The 19,135-nt window shown below is 68.4% G+C and carries 17 protein-coding genes; 6 read left to right on the top strand and 11 right to left on the bottom strand.

Annotated elements, in window-relative coordinates; genetic code table 11:
* The first annotated feature begins 28 nt into the window (after positions 1–28).
* Entirely contained in the window at positions 29–1,531 is a 1,503-nt protein-coding gene (locus CVV72_RS30740; RefSeq protein ID WP_219147257.1) for an aldehyde dehydrogenase family protein, read from the top strand.
* Between the two features lie 52 nt (positions 1,532–1,583).
* On the opposite strand, the gene CVV72_RS30745 is transcribed toward CVV72_RS30740, so the two are convergent.
* Together CVV72_RS30745 and CVV72_RS30750 are read right to left on the bottom strand one after the other, a co-directional pair.
* A complete protein-coding gene (locus CVV72_RS30745; protein ID WP_219147258.1) occupies positions 1,584–3,164 on the bottom strand; it encodes a GMC family oxidoreductase in 1,581 nt (526 codons plus the stop codon).
* A gap of 102 nt (positions 3,165–3,266) precedes the next feature.
* Positions 3,267–4,040, bottom strand: coding sequence for a hypothetical protein (locus CVV72_RS30750; RefSeq protein WP_219147259.1), 774 nt, complete (start codon positions 4,038–4,040; stop codon positions 3,267–3,269).
* A gap of 66 nt (positions 4,041–4,106) precedes the next feature.
* Here CVV72_RS30750 and purS point away from each other — a divergent pair, with 66 nt between their 5' ends.
* Together purS and purQ are read left to right on the top strand one after the other, a co-directional pair.
* Positions 4,107–4,346, top strand: coding sequence for a phosphoribosylformylglycinamidine synthase subunit PurS (gene purS / locus CVV72_RS30755; RefSeq protein ID WP_005152565.1), 240 nt, complete (start codon positions 4,107–4,109; stop codon positions 4,344–4,346).
* Complete coding sequence (gene purQ, locus CVV72_RS30760) at positions 4,343–5,020, top strand: phosphoribosylformylglycinamidine synthase subunit PurQ (RefSeq protein WP_007032539.1); 678 nt, start codon at positions 4,343–4,345, stop codon at positions 5,018–5,020. The genes purS and purQ overlap by 4 nt, the downstream gene beginning before the upstream one ends.
* 53 nt (positions 5,021–5,073) lie before the next feature.
* Here purQ and CVV72_RS30765 read toward each other — a convergent pair whose 3' ends face one another.
* Positions 5,074–6,801 (bottom strand): ABC transporter ATP-binding protein, encoded by a 1,728-nt coding sequence (locus CVV72_RS30765; protein WP_219147260.1) that lies wholly within the window; start codon positions 6,799–6,801, stop codon positions 5,074–5,076.
* A 143-nt stretch (positions 6,802–6,944) separates the two neighbouring features.
* Positions 6,945–8,570 (bottom strand): ABC transporter ATP-binding protein, encoded by a 1,626-nt coding sequence (locus CVV72_RS30770; RefSeq protein WP_219147261.1) that lies wholly within the window; start codon positions 8,568–8,570, stop codon positions 6,945–6,947.
* Positions 8,571–8,689: 119 nt separating this feature from the next.
* Between CVV72_RS30770 and purL the strand changes: the two genes are divergently transcribed.
* Entirely contained in the window at positions 8,690–10,972 is a 2,283-nt protein-coding gene (gene purL, locus CVV72_RS30775; protein ID WP_091599944.1) for a phosphoribosylformylglycinamidine synthase subunit PurL, read from the top strand.
* 44 nt (positions 10,973–11,016) lie between these two features.
* On the opposite strand, the gene CVV72_RS30780 is transcribed toward purL, so the two are convergent.
* The 6 genes from CVV72_RS30780 to CVV72_RS30805 all read right to left on the bottom strand — a co-directional run bounded on the left by CVV72_RS30780 (position 11,017) and on the right by CVV72_RS30805 (position 16,543).
* Complete coding sequence (locus tag CVV72_RS30780; protein WP_219147262.1) at positions 11,017–11,853, bottom strand: hypothetical protein; 837 nt, start codon at positions 11,851–11,853, stop codon at positions 11,017–11,019.
* Positions 11,850–12,959 carry a pentapeptide repeat-containing protein gene (locus CVV72_RS30785; protein ID WP_219147263.1) on the bottom strand — a complete coding sequence of 370 codons (1,110 nt, stop codon included), beginning with the start codon at positions 12,957–12,959 and terminating at the stop codon, positions 11,850–11,852. Before CVV72_RS30785 ends, CVV72_RS30780 begins: the two co-directional genes overlap by 4 nt.
* Before the next feature lie 4 nt (positions 12,960–12,963).
* On the bottom strand, positions 12,964–13,773 hold the full coding sequence (locus CVV72_RS30790) for a Twin-arginine translocation protein TatA (protein ID WP_219147264.1): 810 nt from the start codon (positions 13,771–13,773) through the stop codon (positions 12,964–12,966).
* Positions 13,774–13,959: 186 nt separating this feature from the next.
* The gene (locus tag CVV72_RS30795) at positions 13,960–14,805 is read right to left on the bottom strand and encodes a lysozyme (protein WP_219147265.1); all 846 of its coding nucleotides are present in this window, start codon (positions 14,803–14,805) and stop codon (positions 13,960–13,962) included.
* Positions 14,806–14,996: 191 nt separating this feature from the next.
* On the bottom strand, positions 14,997–15,812 hold the full coding sequence (locus CVV72_RS30800; RefSeq protein ID WP_219154233.1) for a lysozyme: 816 nt from the start codon (positions 15,810–15,812) through the stop codon (positions 14,997–14,999).
* Positions 15,813–15,916: 104 nt separating this feature from the next.
* Entirely contained in the window at positions 15,917–16,543 is a 627-nt protein-coding gene (locus CVV72_RS30805; protein WP_034312573.1) for a type VII secretion system-associated protein, read from the bottom strand.
* A gap of 53 nt (positions 16,544–16,596) precedes the next feature.
* Between CVV72_RS30805 and CVV72_RS30810 the strand changes: the two genes are divergently transcribed.
* Positions 16,597–16,977: a sterol carrier family protein gene (locus CVV72_RS30810; protein WP_034312575.1), complete on the top strand. Its 381-nt coding sequence runs from the start codon at positions 16,597–16,599 to the stop codon at positions 16,975–16,977.
* An 82-nt stretch (positions 16,978–17,059) separates the two neighbouring features.
* Here CVV72_RS30810 and CVV72_RS30815 read toward each other — a convergent pair whose 3' ends face one another.
* Positions 17,060–17,857, bottom strand: a complete 798-nt coding sequence (locus CVV72_RS30815; RefSeq protein WP_219154235.1) for an SAM-dependent methyltransferase — start codon at positions 17,855–17,857, stop codon at positions 17,060–17,062.
* Positions 17,858–18,058: 201 nt separating this feature from the next.
* Between CVV72_RS30815 and CVV72_RS30820 the strand changes: the two genes are divergently transcribed.
* Positions 18,059–18,937 (top strand): helix-turn-helix transcriptional regulator, encoded by an 879-nt coding sequence (locus CVV72_RS30820; protein ID WP_219147266.1) that lies wholly within the window; start codon positions 18,059–18,061, stop codon positions 18,935–18,937.
* Positions 18,938–19,135 lie beyond the last annotated feature (198 nt).

A 19,135-nucleotide genomic window follows, 5' to 3' on the forward strand; every position in this document is an offset into this window, starting at 1 on the left:
GCTTTGAGCCGAGACACGGGAGAAGTCGATGACCGCAGTCCAGCCGAAGCCGACCGCGCACAGCGTGGGGGAGACCTTCGATTCCCTCAGCCCGGCGACCGACGAGGTCGTCGGCACCTACCCGGTGCACACCAGGGAGGATGTCCGCGCCGCCATCGCCCGCGCGAAGGACGCCGCCGAATGGTGGGCCGGGCTCGGCTACGACGGCCGCGCCGAACGCCTGCGCCGCTGGAAGGGCGTCATCACCCGCAGGCTGCCGCAGCTGTGCCAGGTCGTGCGCGACGAGACCGGGAAGCCGATCGCCGACGCGCAACTGGAGAGCGTTCTCGCCATCGAGCACATCGCGTGGGCGGGCAAGCACGCGCGCAAGATCCTCGGCAAGCAGCGCCGCGCGGCCGGGCTGATGATGTCGAACCAGGCGGCGACGGTCGAGTACCAGCCGCTCGGCGTCGTGGGCGTGATCGGCCCGTGGAACTACCCCGTCTTCACGCCGCTCGGCTCCATCGCGTACGCCCTCGCCGCCGGCAACACCGTCGTCTTCAAGCCGAGCGAGTACACGCCCGGCGTCGGGAAATGGCTGGTCGACGCCTTCACCGAGGTCGTCCCGGAGTGGCCGGTGCTGCAGCTGATCACCGGCTTCGGCGAGACCGGCGCTTCGCTCGTCACGGGAGGCGTCGACAAGATCGCCTTCACCGGTTCGACCGGTACGGGCAAGAAGATCATGGCCGCGGCCGCCGAGACGCTGACCCCGGTCATCATCGAGGCGGGTGGCAAGGACGCCGTCCTGGTCGACGCGGACGCCGACCTCGAAGCCGCCGCCGACGCGACCGTCTGGGGCGCGTTCTCCAACTCGGGCCAGACCTGCATCGGCGTCGAGCGCGTGTACGTCCACGAGCGCGTGCACGACGAGTTCGTCGCGAAGGTCGTCGACAAGGCGAAGGACGTGCGGGCCGGCTCGGACGCTGCCGCGCAGTACGGCCCGGTGACGATGCCTTCGCAGCTCTCGGTGATCAAGCGCCACATCGCCGACGCCATCGAACGCGGCGGTAAGGCGCTGGTCGGTGGCGTCGACGCGGTCGGAGACCGCTACGTTCAGCCGACGGTGCTCGTCGATGTGCCCGAGGACTCCGTGGCGGTCCAGGAGGAGACGTTCGGCCCGACCGTCACCATCGCCAAGGTCCGAGACATGGACGAGGCCGTCGAGAAGGCCAACGACACGAAGTACGGCCTCGGTTCGACGGTGTTCTCGAAGTCGCGCGGCCTCGAACTCGCCGGACGGCTGCGCACCGGCATGACGTCGATCAACGCGCCGCTTTCCTTCGCCGGTATCGCTTCGCTGCCCTTCGGCGGCGTCGGCGACTCGGGCTTCGGCCGGATCCACGGCCCGGAAGGCCTGCGCGAGTTCGCCCGCCCGAAGGCCGTCGCGCGCCAGCGCTTCACCGCGCCGATCGTGCTGACCTCGTTCTCCCGCAAGGAAAAGACCGACGCCCTGGTGGCGAAGCTCATTACGGTGCTGCACGGAAAGCGCTGAGACCCTCGTGAGTGGTAAGGACGGTTAGAACCGTCCTTACCACTCACGAGCGCTACTTGCCCTGGATCAGGTCCGCGGCCTTCTCCGCCACCATGATCGTCGGCGCGTTCGTGTTCCCGCGCGGCACCACGGGCATCACCGACGCGTCCACCACCCGCAGCCCGTCCACCCCGCGCACCTTCAGCGACGGGTCGACGACGGCGTTCTCGCCCGTCCCCATCGAGCAGGTCCCGACCGGGTGGTACAGCGTCTGCGTCTTCTCGCGCACGTAGTCGGCCAGTTCGCCGTCGGTCAGGTCGTGGCGCTCCGGCAGGAACGGCTTGTCCAGATACCGCGCCAGCGGGCCGGACTTCCCGATCTCCACCAGGGCGCGCATCCCGGCGAGCATCTTCTCCATGTCCACGGACTCGGCGTAGTAGGCCGGGTCGATTTCCGGCTTCCACATCGGATTCGACGACTTCAGCCGCAGGCGGCCCCGGCTCGCGACGTCCACCAGGGTCGCCGCCGAAGTGAAGCCCGGCACCGTCGGCTCGCGCATTCCGTTGTCGTAGAACAACGTCGGCGCGACGTGGATCTGCATGTCCGGCGGCGAGGCGCCGTCCGCGGCGGGGAAGAACGCGCCCGCCTCGCCGATGTTCGAGGCCAGCGGGCCACGTTTGGTGAGCTGGTAACGCACCAGACCGGCCGGCGTCGCCGCGTCCACGAGGTCGGTGGTGCCGCGGGTCGACCAGATGATCCCGCAGGCGGGGTGGTCGTGGAGGTTGTCGCCGACACCGGGAAGCGCGGCCACGACGTCGATTCCGTGCTCGCGAAGGTGCTCCGCCGGGCCGACGCCGGACAACATCAGCAGTTGCGGCGAGTTCACCGCGCCGCCGCTCAGCAGGACCTCCGTCGACGCGCGCACCGTCGTCTCGACGCCTTTGTCCAAATAGGACACACCGACGGCGCGTGTGCCTTCGAAGACGACGCGGGTGGCTTGCGCGTTGGTCCGCACGGTGAGGTTCGGCCGCGACAGGGCGGGCCGCAGGTACGCGTCGGCCGTCGACCAGCGGCGGCCCTTCTTGCACGTCACCTGGTAGACGCCGGCGCCTTCCTGTGACTCGCCGTTGAAGTCGTCGGTGCGTTTGAGGCCCCAGGCGACCGCGGAGTCCACCCAGGCGAGGGACAGCTCGTGCGTGAAGCGACGGTCCTCGACGTTCAACGGGCCGTCGGTGCCGTGCAGGGGTCCGCCGAGCCGCTGGTTCCCCTCCGCCCGTTTGAAGTACGGCAGGACGTCGTCGAAACCCCAGCCCTCGGCGCCGTGCCCGTCGCGCCAGCCGTCGTAGTCCGCGCGGTTGCCGCGGATGTAGATCATCGCGTTGATCGACGAACAGCCGCCGAGTGTCTTGCCGCGCGGCCAGTACAGCGTCTTGCCGGTGTGCTTCTGCTCGACCGTCTCGTAGTTCCAGTCCCATTTGGTCTTGAACAGGCCGGGGAACGCGGCGGGGATGTGGATCTCGTCGGCGTCGTCCTCGCCGCCCGCTTCGAGCAGGAGCACCCGCGCCGACGGATCCTCGCTCAGCCGGTTCGCCAGTACGCATCCCGCGCTGCCCGCGCCGACGATCACGTAGTCGAAGGAGTCCTGATCGGCCACGGTGCCTCCTGCTGCTCGCCCGGTGTTGACGCCCCGCCAATGGGCTCATCTTGGCCCAGCGCCGCGCTCCGAGCATCCCCCAGACGAAGGATCGGTGCGAGCTCAGTCGGAGTCGGGTGAAAAAGAAGCCACGCAGGGACCACCCTCGGCGTCGTCCTCGGTCTCGATCCGGCCGGGGTTCCGGACGCCGTCGACATCACCGGTGAGGTGCAGGATCGTCTGCTTCACGGTGGTCAGCACGTCGGCGGTGTCCACGGTGTACCGCCCCTCGCCGTGGATGATCTGCTGCACGCCGTCGCGGGTCGTGTCGGGCACCTTCTCGCACAGCACGGACAGCGCCGCCGGGATGTCGCGCGCGTTGATCGCGTCGACGAACTTGTTCCCCGCCTCTTCCCCCGTCTTGACGTCGGGCCGCGGCGACGGCTTCGTCTCGATGCCCGGCAGTGGCTCGGGCTCGCCGCCGATCTTGGCGTCGCGCACGCACCAGCCGCCCTCGCCGGGGATCATCGCGATCCCGACGGTCTGGCCGCCGGCGGCCAGCGCGGCCGAATACTCTTGCGGCGCACGCTGGTGCGCGGGCGTGCTGAGTTGTGCGCCGTCGGAGACGGCCATGACCTGCTCGGAGGTGTAGGACCGCTTCGAGCGGATCGGGCACCAGAGCGAGCTGAGGCGACTTTCGCCGACACCGTTCACGAAAGACCGGCTCAGCTGCTCCGGCGTCGCGCGCGAGGTGGTGTCGGCCTTGGCCTTGAAGAACCCCGGCGTCACGAAGCCGGTGAACGCGACACCGCCCGCGATCAGGACGAAGACCAGCGTCAGCGTGATCCAGAGCCAGGCCTTCGACTTCTTCGGCGGTGTGTACTGCCCGTAGGTCATGCGGCAACCGTAGTGAAGTAGGCTCTGGCGGTACCCACGACCTGCGTGAATAAGGAGCAGCCTGCCGTGGCCCGAGTCGTCGTCGACGTCATGCCCAAGCCCGAAATCCTCGACCCGCAGGGCCAAGCCGCGCTCGGCGCCGCCGGCCGTCTCGGCTTCACCGGGATCACCGGGATCCGTCAGGGCAAGCACTTCGAGATCGAGGTCGACGACTCCGTCGACGACGCGACGCTCGAAAAGATCGCCGAGGGCTTCCTCGCGAACCCCGTGATCGAGCAGTGGACCATCAAGCGGGTTGACGCGTGAGCGCCCGCATCGGGGTCATCACCTTCCCCGGCACGCTCGACGACGGCGACGCGGCCCGCGCGGTCCGCTACGCCGACGCCGAAGCCGTGCCGCTGTGGCACGCGGACGAGGACCTGAAGGGCGTCGACGCCGTCGTCGTCCCCGGTGGCTTCTCGTACGGCGACTACCTGCGCGCCGGCGTCATCGCCCGGTTCGCGCCGGTGATGTCGTCGGTGATCGAGGCCGCCCACAAGGGCATGCCGGTGCTGGGCATCTGCAACGGCTTCCAGATCCTGTGCGAGGCCGGGCTGCTGCCGGGCGCGATGATCCGCAACGCGGGCCTGCACTTCATCTGCCGTGACCAGTGGCTGCGCGTCGAGAACAACGACACCGCGTGGACCACCCGGTACGACAAGGACGCCGAGATCCTCATCCCGATGAAGAACATCGACGGCTGCTTCGTCGCCGAGCAGGCCACCCTCGACGAACTCGAGGGCGAGGGCCGCGTGGTGTTCCGCTACGTCGGCGGCAACCCGAACGGCTCGCGCAACGACATCGCCGGGATCCGCAGCGAGAACGGCCGCGTCGTCGGGCTCATGCCGCACCCGGAGCACGCCATCGACGCCCTCACCGGGCCTTCGGACGACGGTCTCGGCATGTTCTACAGCGCCGTGGACGCCCTCGTCTCCGCTTGACACCCTCCGCATTTCGTCCTCTGAATGCGTTCGCATTCAGAGGACGAAATGCGTCAGGAGGCGGCGGCGACCAAGGCGGCGTAGGGGCCACCGGCCGCCAGCAGGTCCGCGTGCGAACCCAGCTCGGTCACCCGGCCGCCCTCGATGACGGCGACCCGGTCCGCCGCGGCCGCGGTGTGCAGCCGGTGCGCGATCGCGATCACCGTGCGCCCTTCGAGCACCGCGCTCAGCGACCGCTCCAGCTCCCGGGCCGAACCCGTGTCCAGCAGCGATGTCGCCTCGTCCAGCACCAGCGTGTGCGGGTCGGCCAGCACCACCCGAGCCAGCGCGAGCTGCTGCGCCATCGCCGCCGGAACGGCGACCGCCCCGGCCCCGACCTTCGTGTCCAGCCCGTCCGGCAGACTCGCCACCCACTCCGCGGCGCCGACCGAGGCCAGCGCGGCCAGCAGCCGGTCGTCGGTCCAGTCCCCGGCGGGCAGCGTGAGATTGTCCCGCAGCGTCCCGGCGAAGACGTGCTGCTCCTGCGTCAGCAGCAGGACCTCGCCGCGCAGGACGTCGTCCGGCAGCGTCGACACCTCGGCGCCACCGATCCGCACCGAACCCGACGTCGGCGCCGACATCCCGGCCAGCAGCCGTCCCAGGGTCGACTTGCCGGCACCGGACGGCCCGACGATCGCCAGCCGTTCACCGGCGGGCACCCGCAGGTCGATCCCGTGCAGCACTTCGCGGTCAGCGTTGTAGCCGAAGCGCACGTCGCGGACCTCGATGTCCTGACCGCGCGGAGTCTCCGAAGCCGCCTCCGAAGACGGAGCGGGCCGCACACCCAGCAGCCGCCGCAGCGAGGCCCCGGCGACCTGGATGTCCGCGAGCCAGAACAGCGCCTCGTTCAGCGGGCCGGTCATGACCTGCGAGTACAGGAGCATCGCGGTGATCGTGCCGAGCCCTTCCCAACCGTTCGAGTAGGCGAGCAGGCCCAGCCCGAGCATCACCGGCACCGGCAGCACGTAGCTGATCTCCAGCGACGGGATCCACCGCATCTGCAGCGCCCGGATCTTGCGCTCGCCCAGCATCGACGCGTCGAGGCCGTCGTGCCCGGTCCTGATCCGGCGGCCGGTCAGGCTCAGCGCCTCCGCCGTCCGCGCGCCCTCCGCGGTCTCGTGCGTGGTGGACTGCAACTCGGACCACTTGTCGAGCATGCGCCGCATCACGTCGGGGATCCGCCGCTGGTACCAGATGTTCACCGGCACCAGCAGCGGCAGCGCGACCAGCAGGCCCAGCGCCAGGAACGGCGACGTGATCACCATCGCCACCACCGTGAACACCACCGTCACGGCGGCGATCAGGATCTCCGGCGCGCCGAAGCGCACCGCGTGGTCGATGCGGCTGACGTCGGTGGTCGCCCGGCTGAGCAGATCACCGGTGCCCGCGGCCTCGACCGTGCCGAGCGGCAGGTTCAGCGCGTTCCCGACGAACTCCTCGCGGTTGCGCGCCAGGATCCGCTCACCGAACACCCGCGCGCGAAGCCGGGCCAGACCTTTGAACCAGGCCTGTGCGCCCAGCACGACCACGAACGCGACCGCGAGCCAGGTGATCGTGGTGATCGTCGTGCCGTCGACGACCTCGTCCACCAGCGCGCCCAGCAGCCTCGGCCCGGCGAGCCCGATCGCGGTCGCGACGCAGAACAGGCCGAGCATCACGGAGAACTCGCGTTTGTTGGCCCGCGCGGTCTCCTTGATCCATCGTCTTACGTCCTTCTTGTCTGCCAGCGGCAGCTTCTTCATGCTGTCATTCCCTTACCCCCGAGGTGGTGGTCGCGAACCCGCCGGCGGGCCTTGGCCTAGGCGGGTGGGCGCGAAACGGCCGGCGGCCCGACAACGGGTTCGCGAGGCCTTCGGCCTGAACCGGGCAGGTTCCGGCTCCGTCTTCAGGCGACCACTTTCGTACTCACGACCACGTCGGCCACGTGAGTCCACAGTGGACTCTGGCTGAACACGACGGTGGTCTTGCCGCGCCGCAGCTTCGCGACGCGTTCGGTTATGCGGGCTTCGGTGTGCGCGTCGACGGCCGAGGTCGGCTCGTCGAGCAGCAGGACGTCGGCGTCGGTCGCCAGCGCCCGGGCCAGGTTCAGCCGCTGCCGCTGACCCCCGGAGACCTCACGTCCGCGTTCGCCGATCACCTCGTCGACGCCGTTGGGCAGCGCGTCCACGATGTCGTCGGCGTCCGCCGCGTACAGCGCTTCGGTGATCTCGACGTCGCCGGGCTCGGCGGGGGTGACCTGTTCGCGCAGCACGCCGGAGAACCAGATGTCCTGGTTGTGCGCGAACACGACCCGCCGCCGCAGCTCCCCGAGGGCGACCTGGTCCACCGGAACCCCGCCGACGAGCGCAGGTTCATCCGGATCGGTGAACCGCGCCATTCGCGAAGCCACCGCTTCGGCGTCGGCCCCGACGTCGATGACAGTGAGCTTCCCTGCCTCGACCTTGATCCCCGACAGCTCGTCGTACAGGTCCAGCGGGCCTTCCGGCAATGACACCGGATGCTCGGGCTCGGCGAGCGTGCGTTCGGTGGACAGCAGTTTGCACACCTTCCGCGCCGAAACCAGTGCGGCACTCAGCACGCCCGCGAACTCCGTCGCCGTCGTCACCGGGATCACCAGGAACACCGAGATGCCGTAGAAGGTGATCAGCTCGCCGACGCGGATGGTGCCGTTCATCGTCGCCTGCGCACCCAACCAGGTGATGGCCACCGTGACCAGGCCCGGCAGCGCGATCTCCGCGGCCGCCAGCCACGCCTCGCTACGTCCGACCTGGACACCGGCCGCGCGGACTTTCTGGCTGGAGCGGCGGAAGCGATCCAGGAACTGCTTCTCGCCGCCGACCCCGCGAAGGATTCGCAGGCCGGAGACGATGTCCGCGGCCAGCGCGTTGACCTCGGTCTTCTCCTCGCGCTGCTTCGTCTGGCGCTTCTCCAGCGGCTTCAGCAGCGGTCCGATGCCCACCACCGCCAGCGGGACACCGATCAGCGCGACCACGCCGAGCAGCGGGGACGTCGTCAGCAACGCCGTCGCGCACACGATGAACGCGATGAGCGAACCGAACGCCCGCCCGAGCACCTCGAACGAATCACCGATCGGGTTGATGTCGCTGGTGGTGATCGCGACCACGTCACCGGTGGTGGTCGTGTCCCGCAGGTTCGCGCCCAGCTTCGCCGCGTGTTCGGTGGCGAGGCGCTGTGTCACCCCGGCGCCGTGGATCCAGCAGCCGTAGGACGCGAAGTGCTGCACCGTGCCCGCGATCGTCTGCGCGATCCCGAGCCCGGCGGCCGCGAGACCCCACAGCCAGACGGAATCGCCGTCGCCGCGGCCGATGGCGTCGATACCCCGGCCGATCGCGACCGGCAGCAGGGCGATCGGCAGCGACCACAGTGCACCGCTGATCGCCGAGACGGCGAGCAGCCCCGGGCGCGCGAGCATCATCCTGACCAGGTACCGCCAGGCGGTCGGCTTGGCGGGCAGTCGGAGCCGGGGAAGCGGATATGTGGCGGAAAGCACGATTACCGACGTTAAGCGGATCACCGTCGCGGGCGCGACCGATTTATGCGTGGGCGACGGCAGGGTGAACAACCCCCTCGCCTATTCTCAAGGCCGTGGCGAACCCTGATGCGGACACCGTGACCAGCACCGTTGACACCACTCAGCGCGCCGAGGCGACCCCCGAACTGACCCAGCCGTACGTCGAGCTCGGCCTCGCCGACGACGAGTACGCCCGGATCCGGGAGATCCTCGGCCGCCGTCCGACCGACGCCGAACTGGCGATGTATTCGGTGATGTGGAGCGAGCACTGCTCGTACAAGTCCTCGAAGAAGCACCTGCGCTACTTCGGCGAGACCGCCACTCCCGAGATGAAGGAGAAGATGCTCGCCGGCATCGGCGAGAACGCGGGCGTCGTCGACATCGGCGAGGGCTGGGCGGTCACCTTCAAGGTCGAGAGCCACAACCACCCGTCCTACGTGGAGCCGTATCAGGGCGCCGCGACCGGCGTCGGCGGCATCGTGCGCGACATCATGGCGATGGGCGCGCGTCCGCTCGCGGTCGCGGACGCGCTGCGCTTCGGCCCGGCGGACGCCCCCGACACCCGGCGCGTGCTGCCCGGCGTGGTCGCCGGCGTCGGCGGCTACGGCAACTGCCTCGGCCTGCCGAACATCGGCGGCGAGCTGGTGTTCGACCCGAGCTACTCCGGCAACCCGCTGGTCAACGCCCTGTGCGTCGGCGCGATGCGCGTCGAGGACCTGCACCTGGCGTTCGCCTCGGGCAAGGGCAACAAGATCATCCTGTTCGGCGCGCGTACCGGCCTCGACGGCATCGGCGGCGTGTCCGTCCTCGCCAGCGACACCTTCTCGGGCGACGAAAGCTCGGGCGGCCGCAAGAAGCTCCCGAGCGTCCAGGTCGGCGACCCGTTCACCGAGAAGGTGCTCATCGAGTGCTGCCTCGAACTGTTCGCCCAGAAGCTCGTCGTCGGCATCCAGGACCTCGGCGGCGCCGGGCTCTCCTGTGCGACGTCGGAACTGGCAGCGGCCGGTGACGGCGGCATGCACATCTACCTCGACCGGGTTCCGTTGCGCGCCACCGGGATGACCCCGGCGGAGGTGCTCTCCAGCGAGTCGCAGGAGCGGATGTGCGCGGTCGTCTCGCCGGAGAACGTCGAGGCGTTCATGAAGGTCTGCGAGAAGTGGGACGTCATCGCCACCGACATCGGTGAGGTCACCGACGGCGAGCACCTGGTCATCACCTGGAACGACGAGGTCGTCGTCGACGTGCCGGCGCACACCGTGGCGCACCAGGGCCCGGTGTACGACCGCCCGATCCAGCGTCCGTCCACACAGGACGCCCTGCAGGCCGACACCTCGGCCAAGCTGCCGCGTCCGTCCACTTCGGACGAACTGCGTGCCGACATCCTCAAGCTGATCTCGTCGCCGAACCAGGCGTCGAAGGAATGGGTGACCTCCCAGTACGACCGCTACGTGCGCGGCAACACCGTGTCCGCGCAGCCGTCGGACTCGGGCGTCATCCGGATCGACGAGTCGACCGGCCGCGGGGTCGCCGTTTCGACCGACTGCAACAGCAAGTTCGTCTACCTCGACCCGTACGAGGGCGCGAAGCTCGCGCTGGCCGAGGCGTACCGCAACGTCGCCACCAGTGGCGCGAAGCCGGTCGCGGTGTCGGACTGCCTGAACTTCGGCGCGCCGACCGATCCGGGGGTGATGTGGCAGTTCGAGCAGGCCGTGCACGGCCTGGCCGACGGCTGCGTCGAACTCGGCATCCCGGTCACCGGGGGCAACGTCAGCTTCTTCAACCAGACCGGTGACACGGCCATCCTGCCGACCCCGGTGGTCGGCGTGCTCGGCGTGATCGACGACGTCACCCGCCGCATCCCCACCGGAATCGGCGCCGAGGCGGGCGAAGCCCTGCTGCTGCTCGGCGAGACCCACGACGAGCTGGACGGTTCGGCCTGGGCGCGCGAACTGCACGGCCACCTCGGCGGCCGCCCGCCTCGCGTGGATCTGGCGCGCGAGAAGCTGCTCGCGGACATCCTCATCGCCGGTTCCCGCGACGGCATGATCTCCGCCGCGCACGACATCTCCGACGGTGGCCTGATCCAGACCCTCGTCGAGACCGTCCTCATCGGACAGTGCGGTGCCCGTGTCTTCCTCGACGCGGAGCAGGACCCGTTCGTGCAGCTGTTCTCCGAATCCGCGGGCCGGGTGCTGGTCGCCGTGCCGCGCACCGAGGAACTGCGGTTCACCGAGATGCTCACCGCGCGCGGCCTGCCGTGGCGCAAGACCGGTGTGGTGGACCCGGAATCGGGCTCGCTCGAACTTCAGGACATCACGGAGTTCACGCTGGACGAGCTTCGGGAAACCTGGGAGAAGACGCTCCCGGCACTGTTCGGCTGAAGACTGTCGTGAGTGGTAAGGACGGTTCTAACCGTCCTTACCACTCACGACATCTTTGAACCCTCCGCGAACTTCGCGCCCTCCACCGACGGCGCCTCCGCGAAGGTGGCCACGCTGAAGTCCACGGGCTTCCCGACGACTGTGTTGTCCATCAGCACCTTCCGCTTGAAGGTCGCCCTGGTGACCTCGAACCTGCCCTGGATGGTCACGCCCCTGAGCGAGAATTTCCCGGCGAGTTCGGCGTCGGTGAGGTCGATATGGTGCAGCACCTCACTGCGGTCCGCGCCGAACCAGCCCACCCGCCTGCCGAGCAGTTCGAGTTTGTCGAGCCGGGCGTCACTGAGGTTGAGCCCCAGCGTCGGCCCGGTGGTCCCGGCGTGGGGAAGGATGTCGCGGATCAACCGCTCGGCCGCGCGCCGGACCAGCCGTTCGCGCTCGGCCTCGGCCCGGTTCTCCTTGTCCCACTCGGTGTCACTCGGGAACTTCGGGTGGTCGAACGGCCGCCGCAGGTAGGCGCACAACACGTCGAGCACGGTCTGCCGGTACTCGGGACGTGTCCTGGCGAGCCCGGCGAGGGAATGCATCGCCCCGACCCGGACCTGATCGGCTTCGTTGCCCAGCAGTTCGATCGACTTGGCGAAGCGCTCGTCGGAGATCCGGCTGCGTTCGATCTCGTGCCGGTCCTCTTCGGTACGCCTCCGCCGGTCGTTGAGCCAGAGCCCGTAGAGCGCGGCGATCGCCCCGCCCGCCAGCGCGCCGGTCTTGAGCGCGTCACCGCGGCTGGTCGCGCGATCCATGAGCAGCCAGGCGGTGACCCCGACGAGCACCGCGACCGAGGACAGCAACGTCCACAGCAGCGGCGATTTGAGCAGGCGCCTCATAAGTCCTTCACCGTGAGCCGGGCGCGGCCGTCCGGCAGGGTCTCGACGGACCAGCCAGACGGGAGTTCGTGGTCCCTCGCCGGTTCCACCGACGTGTTGTAGAGCGACACCGTGCCCGGCGGCTCGCGGAAGCTCAGATCCCCGAAGCCCTCGAACCGCGCGCGGCGCAGATCGAGCGTCCCCTTGAACTCGGCGTCCGCGAAGACGGCATCCTTCGCGAAGACGCTGTCCTTGAAGGAGGTCTCGCCCGCGAACACGGTGTCGCGGAACTCGACGTCTTCGGAGAACCGGACCCCGCTGAACCACGCCCGCTGCTCGAACTTGGCGTCACTGCACCGGAAGAAGCCGATGCGCTTTTTCTCTTTGGTTCCCGCGCCCGTCAGGTACACGGGCCCGAGGAACACACAGCCGGACAGGTTGGTGCTGCTGTACAAACCCGCGTAGCGGAGCAACAGCTTGCCGATCTTCCGCTCCGAAAGATCGAAGTACTCCAGTACCGCGCCGGTCAGGTCGAGGTCGTAGCCCGGCGTGCCCTCGGAGTCCGCGGCCGGGAGCAGTTCCCCGATCAGCCGTTGCGCGGTCTGCCGCACTTGGAGTTCTTGGTCCTCCTCCGCGGAGCCCTCTTCCGGTGCGGTGTTCCCGTCCCGTTTCGCCGTGTCCTGGTACCGCGGATGCTCGAACGGCCGTCGCAGGTACGAGCACAGGATGTCCAGCACGGTCTGCTTGTAGATCTCGCGGCCGCGGGCCAGCCCCGCCAGCGCGTGCAGGGCCCCCACCCGCACCTGGTCGGCCTCGTGCCCGAGCAGTTCGACGGCCTTGGCGAACCGTTCGTCCGAGATCCGGTCCCGGTCCTGGTCGGCCCGGCGCAGCTCGAGCTCCTGCCGCTGCCGTTCGACCTCCTGCCGTCGCTCCTCGACCCGGCGCCGCCTGTCGTTGAGCCACAACGCGTACAGCGCGACGATGGCGCCCCCGGCGATGCCGCCGGTCTTGAGCGCCTCGCTGCGGCTGGTCGCCGGATCCGTCAGCAACCAGCCGCCGACCGCGAGCAGCAGGACGAGCGAGACGACGAAGGTCCAGAGCAGTGGGGAGCGGAGAAACCGCTTCATCCGCTCAGAATACGAAGAAGTTGCGGACGCAGAAGGACTTGTCCGGGTTGTCGTCCGAGGAGATCCCCGAGCCGCTCACCTTCTTGCCCTTGACCGTGCCCTCGATGTCACCGGTGATGAACCCGTCGCCGATGCCCGCGGTCGAGGTGACCTCCAGCTGCGCCGGCGCCGGCGCCATGATGTCGATCGAGTCGCCCATGGTCGCCTTCATGTCCTGGCACACCAGCGCCAGCGCGCCGGCCTTGTCCCCGGCACTCACCTTGGCCAGGAAGTCCTTCAGGTTCTGGATGCCCTTCGGGTTGCCTTCGGAGCCCGTGCCACCGCTTTCGGTGCTCCTCGGGCTGCTCTTGGGGGAGCTCGACTTCGGGCTGCTCTTCGGCGCGGAGGTCGGCGCCTGCTCGGACGACGACGCGGGCGGCGGCGCGGCCGTGTTGTTCCCCTCGTCCTTGCCGAGCAGGAAGCCCGGCGCGACGAACCCGGTGACACCGAAGGCGATCAGTACGACGAGGCCGATCACGATCCCGATGATCAAACCGGTCTTGCTCTTCGACGGCGGAGCGGGCGGGCCCCCGAAACCCTGCTGGTAGCCCTGGTTGTTCGGGTCCCAGCCCTGCTGGGGCTGCTGCGGATACTGCTGCGTCTGGTCCCAGCCCTGCTGCGGCTGCTGCTGGTATTGCTGCGTCTGGTCCCAGCCCTGCTGCTGTCCGTACTGTTGCGGCTGACCGTACTGCTGGGTCTGGTCCCAACCCTGCTGCGGCTGCTGTCCCTGGGGGTCCTGGCCGTAGGGCTGGCCTGGCTGGGGTGGGTAGGTCATCGGTCTCGCCTTCCGTACTGGGGCCTGAGGCTTCAGATCAGACGACCGGCGGTCAGCGCTGGTTCCGGATCCGCTCGTGCCAGGGGTTTCAGTGGCATTCTGCTCGGAAGGTACCTGCGGTGAAAGCGGCGCGCGAAAGCGGCTCCCGGCCGTGGCCGGGAGCCGCTTCTTCACGGAATGCGCAGCTCAGCCGTTGGCCAGTGCCTGCAAGCGGTCGTAAGCGCCGTTGAAGGTGTTCTGGTCGAGCGGGCTGGAGGTGTACTGCCACACGGTGTAAAAGCCCCAGCCGTAGGGCAGCGCACCCACGGTGGACGCGTACCGCGCGATCCACAGCGGGACCGTGCCACCGAAGTTCTGCGTCGTGCCGACGCAGGTGCTCCACCAGCTCGTCGAGGTGTAGATGACGGGCCAGCGGCCGGTGCGTGCCTTGTAGCGGTCGTGGAACGCCCGGATCCACGAGCCCATGGCGGACTGGCTCAGGCCGTAGCAGGTGGCGCCGTACGGGTTGTACTCCATGTCCAGCGCGCCCGGCAGGGTCTTGCCGTCCTTGGACCAGCCGCCGCCGTTGTCGATGAAGAAGTCGGCCTGCGCCGAGCCGCTCGAGACGTTCGGCAGGGCGAAGTGGTACGCGCCGCGGATGAAGCCCTGGTTGTAGGAACCGTTGTACTGCTGGGCGAAGTACGGGTTCTTGTAGCTCGTGCCTTCGGTGGCCTTCGTCCACACGAAGCGTTTGCCCTGACCCCACCAGTAGGCCCAGTCGACGTTCTTCTGATAGCTGGCCACGTCCATGCCCGCGACCGTCGCGAGCACCCCGGCCTCAGGCTGCGGCTGCGCGGCTTTGGCCTTGGACTCCGGGGTGGAGGTGTCGCCTTCCACGCGCCGGATCTGGGATCCGATCGTGTGGTCGTTCGCCTGGAGATCCTGTTCGATCGACATGATCTCGGGGGACGGGGCGGCCGACGCCGGGACCGTGCTGCCGAGCAGGAGCAGCGCGGAGCCGACGGCGATGGCGATTCTTCGGGAAGTGCGCATTACGACAATCCCTTCACGATAACCCTCGCTGAGGACGGTGACCTTGCAGGTGGTAGCCGTCCGGGCACGATTGTTGACGACGAGTGCCGGGTTTGTCACTAACTTCCGTGAAATTGGTACTACGCGTGGGTGATTTTCATTTCCAAGTAGGTTGGGTTATGTGATCTTGTAACGCCCACTCGGGTGAGCGTTCAGCCGAGGGACAGCGCGTGCACGCGATCGGCCGTGCCGTTGAACCAGTTCTGATCGCCGGGCAGGCTGCCCTTGTTCGAGAACTGCCAGATGGTGTGGGTCTTCCAGCTCGCGGGCAGCTCGCCGATCTCCGTGTTGTAGCGCGCGAGCCACAGCGGGTTCTGCCAGAACACGTTGCTGTTGCCGGTGCAGCGTTTCCACCAGCTCGTCGAGGTGTAGATCGTCGGATGCCGTCCGGTCCGCGACAGGTAGGTCTCGGCGAACGACCTCATCCACGCGACCATCTGCGCCGGCGTCTTGCCGTAACAGGTTTCGCCGTACGGGTTGTACTCGACGTCGAGCGCGCCCGGCAGCGTCTTGCCGTCCTTGGACCAGCCGCCGCCGTGGTCGACGAAGTAGTGCGCCTGCGCGGCGCCGTCCGAGATGTCGGGACGGGCGAAGTGATACGCGCCGCGGATCAGGCCGACGCCGTAGGAACCGTTGTACTGCTGGGCGAACCGCGGATTGACGAAACCGGTGCCCTCGGTCGCTTTCACATAGACGAACTTCGCGCCGGTCCTGGCCGCGGCGGGCCAGTCGACCTCGCCCTGATGACCGCTGACGTCGTGGCCGAGCGTCTGGGCTTCGCCGCCGTACAGCGGCCCTACCGACACATTGACGCCTTCGTGCAGCGCGATCTGTGAACCGGCGTAGTGCTCCTCGGCCCCGTCGTAACGGGGCCCGCTTTCCCGTGCGACGGCGGGGGTCTGCGCGAGCAGCAGAACCCCCGCCGCGAGGACGGCCCCCCAGCCTTTTGAACACACTCTGCGACTCATCACGTCGCCACGATCCCCCGCGGAAAGGGAATCAGCGACTCGAACATCACCCGAAAGAGTTGCTTTCGGCCTGAATAAATTGGGCCGAGTGGGTTAATCGGACCCTAACGACGCTCGTCCATAAGGGCTTTGTCGAGGTGCTCCGAGGGGATGATCGCGGTGAGCCGGTCGTGGGGGTTGATCGTCACGGGGTGCCCGGCGAGCAGCGGGACCATGTCCCGGCCCAGCACCGCCCTGGCGTGCGGCCACTCGCGCGGCACCAGGGATTTCGCCGTGTACGCGGGAACTAGCACCTTGCCGTCGGTGTTGTGGAAGCCGATCACCGTGCGCTGCACGGGCGAAAGGGCGTAGACGAACAGCGTGGAGTCGAGGATGACCCGCGGCAGGTCGGCGGCCGGACGGTGGTTCGTGCGCACCAGCTGGAGCAGCTGCTCGAGTTCGTTGCGCGGCTCGGGGAAACCGAGCGCCTTGGGCGAGGGACGGTAGCGGTCGTTGGGGTGGAAGTCCTCGACGATCTCGCCTCCGCCGTTCACCGGGTACGCGCCGACGACCGCCCAGGACGGCACCGGGCCGTCGGGGTCGAAGGCCTCGTCGATGACGTACAGCCAGCTGTTGGGGTTGGCCTTGGCGTTGGCGCGCATCTCTTCGGTGATCTTCGGCTTGGCCTGTTTCCGCTTGCCCGCCGGGCTCGACGCCAATCGATCCGCCTCGTCCCGCTGCGCCATCGCCATCCCCACGTTCCGGGTGCCTGAAGGTTTGTTCGCGCTCACTCTACTGTTCTCCCATGGCCTCTTCGCGTTCGGTCGACCCCGCTGAGTTACGAGCCGCGATCGCGGCGATTTCCCCCTGGTTGAGCGGATCCGGTCCGGAACCGGCCCGTCCGGAGCTGGCCGCGGCGGTGCGGCTGAGCCTGCGGACGCTGGCCGGGGACGCCCCGGGGAAGAGTGTCGAAGTGCGGGTGCCGCCGTTCGCGGCTGTGCAGTGTGTCGAAGGATTGCGCCATACCCGCGGGACGCCGCCGAATGTCGTCGAAACGGATCCGCGCACGTGGCTGGAACTGGCGACCGGGCTGCTCGGCTGGGCCGACGCCGTCGAGTCGGGGCGGGTCACCGCCTCCGGGAGCAGGGCCGATCTGGCCCGCTGGCTGCCGCTGGTCCGCCTCTGAACCCGCCCCGGCGTGCTATGAACGGGCCGTTCCTTGCGAAATTCGCAAGGAACGGCCCGTTCACAGCAGCCGGAAGGCGGTCTCAGACCTTGCGGCCGATGCCACCCGAGATCGTCCGCTGAGCCGTGTTCAGCTCCTTGATCCGCGGGCCGTCCGGCCACCAGTCGGCGCACAGCCGGACACCGGGCTCGACCATCTCGAGGTCGTGGAACAGCTCCTCGATCTCGGCCTTGGTACGGAAGGTGCCCGAGCCCATCGGGCTGTGGATGAAGAACTCCTCCATCTTGCGGGCGACCTCGGACAGCTCGTCCTCCGGGTCGGAGAAGTGCGAGATCGCCACGTACGAACCCGACGGCAGCGCGTCGATGTACTTCTTCATGATCTTGGCGGGCTCGTCGTGCGGCCCGTTGTAGTGGTGCAGGGTCCCGAGCTGCAGCAACGCGATCGGCTGCGAGAAGTCGATGTGCCGCCGGATGTCCGGGTTCTCCATGATCCGCTCCGGCTCGAAGATGTCGTCCGAGACGAAGTGCGTGTTCTCGTTCTCTTCGAGCAGCGCGCGCCCGTGGGCGAGCACGACCGGGTCGTTGTCAACGTAGACGACCTTGATCTCCGGGTTGATCCGCTGCACGACCTGGTGCGTGTTCTCGGCCGTGGGCAGGCCGGATCCGAGGTCGAGGAACTGGGTGATGCCCGTCTGGCTGGCGAGGAACCGGCACGCGCGGATCAGGAAGCCGCGGTTCTCGGTCGCCAGGTCCTGCGCCTCGGGGGCCGCCTGCTGGACCTTGCGCAGCACCTCCCGGTCGATCTCGTAGTTGTCCTTGCCGAGCAGGAAGGCGTCGTACACCCGGGCGATGCTGGCCCGGGTCGGGTCGACACCCACGGGCACTCGTTCCGTCCGGGTCGGGGCGTCGGGCATCTTGAACCTCACAAAACTGTGTCGGAAGTCTCGGGCTCTACGTAGAGTAGAACCACGTACGCGACCGGTAAACCGAGCCATCCCTGTCGTGTCGAGGTCCAAACGTGTACTTTCAGTAATCGGCTTGTTCTCCTGTGAGTGTCGTCTTGCGAAAGGTCCCGGTCGATGAACGCGGTCACCCCGCCTGGCGGTGAGCAGTCCCTGGGTCCCACCGCGCGGCGGATGATCCTCGGCTCTCAGCTCCGCCGGATGCGCGAGGACGCGGGCATCACGCGCCAGGAGGCCGGCTACAGCATCCGGGGTTCCGAGTCGAAGATCAGCCGTCTCGAGCTGGGCCGCGTCGGCTTCAAGGAACGCGACGTCGCCGATCTGCTGACCATGTACGGGATGACCGATCCCGGCGAGCGGCAGCAGTTCCTCGACATGGTCAAGGAGTCGAACGAGCCGGGCTGGTGGCGCCGCTACGGCGACCTGATGCCGAGCTGGTTCAACGACCTCGTCGGGCTCGAGGAGGCCGCGGCCCGCATCCGGGTGTGGGAGCCGCTGTACGTCACGGGTCTGCTGCAGACCGAGGACTATGCGCGGGCGATCATGAGCCACGGCCGCAAGGACATGGTCAACGAGCAGGTCGACCGCCGGGTCGCGCTGCGGATGCGGCGGCAGAAGATGCTGTCGCGCCCGGACGCGCCGCGGTTGTGGCTGGTGCTCGACGAGTCGGTGCTCTACCGGCCGATCGGCGACCGCGAGGTGCTGAAGGGCCAGATCGACCACCTGCTGGAGATGATCCAGCAGCCGAACATCTCGGTGCAGGTCCTCCCGTACGACCGGAGCGGCTACTCCGCCGACAGCGCGTTCTCGCTGCTCAGGTTCGCGGAAGAGGAATTGCCGAACATCGCCTACACCGAGTACCTGACCGGCGCGCACTACATCGACAAGCGCGACGAGATCGAGCGGTACAGCCGGGCGCTGGACATGCTCGCGGTCGACGCGGAGACGCCGGACCGCAGCCGTCAGATGCTGCTGAAGCGCCGCGCCGAAATCTGAGCCACTCACCGTTGTGGTGCTGCCGGCCGTCTCCAATCTGAGCCACTCACCGTTGTGGTGCTGCCGGCCGTCTCCGGAGCGGCCGAGGTTTCCTTGCGTGTCCCCGAAAATTCGGCCACGACAGGTAGTTGTTCACCCGTTGGGGGCTGCGCTCGTCACGCTTTAGTGGGACGGTCGAGGACTTAAGTCATCACTGCA

The organism is Amycolatopsis sp. TNS106, assembly GCF_019330265.1.
GTDB classification, from domain to species: Bacteria; Actinomycetota; Actinomycetes; order Mycobacteriales; family Pseudonocardiaceae; genus Amycolatopsis; species Amycolatopsis lurida.